Here is a 1,459-nt window from a genome sequence, read left to right as displayed (position 1 = left end):
TCTTTGGTCTTTGATTATTTTTATCTTATTGTCGAGAATAATTTTTAGTTTTGCCTTATTATCATTAAAAACTTTTGAACCTTTAATTAAGTAATCTGAAAATTTTTTATTTAAAATAAGATCGTTAATCGGTTTTAGCATTATTTTATCTTTTCCTACCATTGTAAATAGTTGGTTTTCTTTACTAATCCGAATTGATATTTTAGAACCATGTACCGCAGTGACTCTATCGCCTTTTTCGTCGTAGAATCCGAATGTTTCACCCGATATGGAAACAATGTTGTTGCGGCAAACACGAGTTATAGCGATTGACACACCATGATAATCATCAGGTAAATTTCTTTTTTCGGTGATAATCATTGGTGTTTTTTTATTCAATGAATTCATGTATTCTAAAACTTTTTCACGATTTTGGTTGTAAGCTTCAATAGTTGTAATGTTATTTATTGACAAAAAAATTGGTAGACTTTGTTGTCAAGAATTTCAACTATTTTCAATAACTGGCTTATTTGTAGGATGAGATTTAGCAATTACAGTAATGCCCATTTTTTCTAATTGAGCCCTTATTTGAGTTACTGAACCTGGAACGTGACTCTCCAAAAGGCTTATTCTATCTATTCTTATTTCAGCTGGAAGGCCATATTTGTCAAATATGTCACATAAAACATTAATGTATCCTTGTGCATTTTCAAATTTAGTCATATATGTTGCAATAGTATTACCGCTAGCATAATCAACTACATTAACTAAAGATGTTTTTTCATTTGTATTTAAATAGTAGTCAATACTACCATCAATTTCAATTCTATAATAATGTTGTATTAACATATTTTTCAAACTAGTTACAAGTAACATTTTTTTCTTAACCGGAATTGATTCAATGTATTTTTCGAAAGTTAAATTTTTAACGAAATAATAATTTGATTTTTCAAATTCATGAATATCACTTTCATACCTTTTTGCTTTTCTAATTTTATTTTTAGAAGTCCTTCACATTCTTGGATAGTAAATTCCAAAATGAATTAATGCTTTAGCAACTTTTCTGCGCATTGATTCATCATAATCGGGATGATTTCTACAAAAAACTATCGGAGTTAACCGAGTGTTTGCACTTCGTCCCAAATTATGATCAGTAACCATTTGCTTATAATCTTTAACAATTTTTTTATAAAAATCTAATTTGTACATTCCTCTTTTTTTCGAGTTTCCATGAAATAAATTAATTGGTTCTTTTTTTGAAAGCAACCGCCGGTATCTTTCTACTTTAGATATCGAAACTTTTAATTCTTTTGAAATGTCACCAGTTTTTCAATCCCAAAATTGTTCAATAAAAGATAATGCATTCTTTTTTAATAAAGATTTTGAAATTCTCGCTGATTGCAAGTGTTCTCTAACTGTTAATTTTTTCATTTATAAATTTTACTCACTTTCACCCTTTAAAATAAAACAGTCGCTTTCA

The 1,459-nt window shown here is 28.0% G+C and carries 1 protein-coding gene; it reads right to left on the bottom strand.

Annotation, left to right across the window (positions count from 1 at the left end; translation table 4 throughout):
• On the bottom strand, positions 1-1,410 hold a 1,410-nt coding region (locus CG473_RS04120), incomplete at its 3' end, for a hypothetical protein (RefSeq protein WP_148130230.1).
• Positions 1,411-1,459 lie beyond the last annotated feature (49 nt).

It is taken from the genome of Mycoplasma testudineum (genome assembly GCF_002245785.1).
Taxonomy (GTDB): Bacteria; Bacillota_I; Bacilli_A; order Mycoplasmatales; family Metamycoplasmataceae; genus Mycoplasmopsis_B; species Mycoplasmopsis_B testudinea.
Note: the sequence above shows the minus strand (reverse complement) of the source record. Positions and strands in the feature narration are given on the sequence as shown.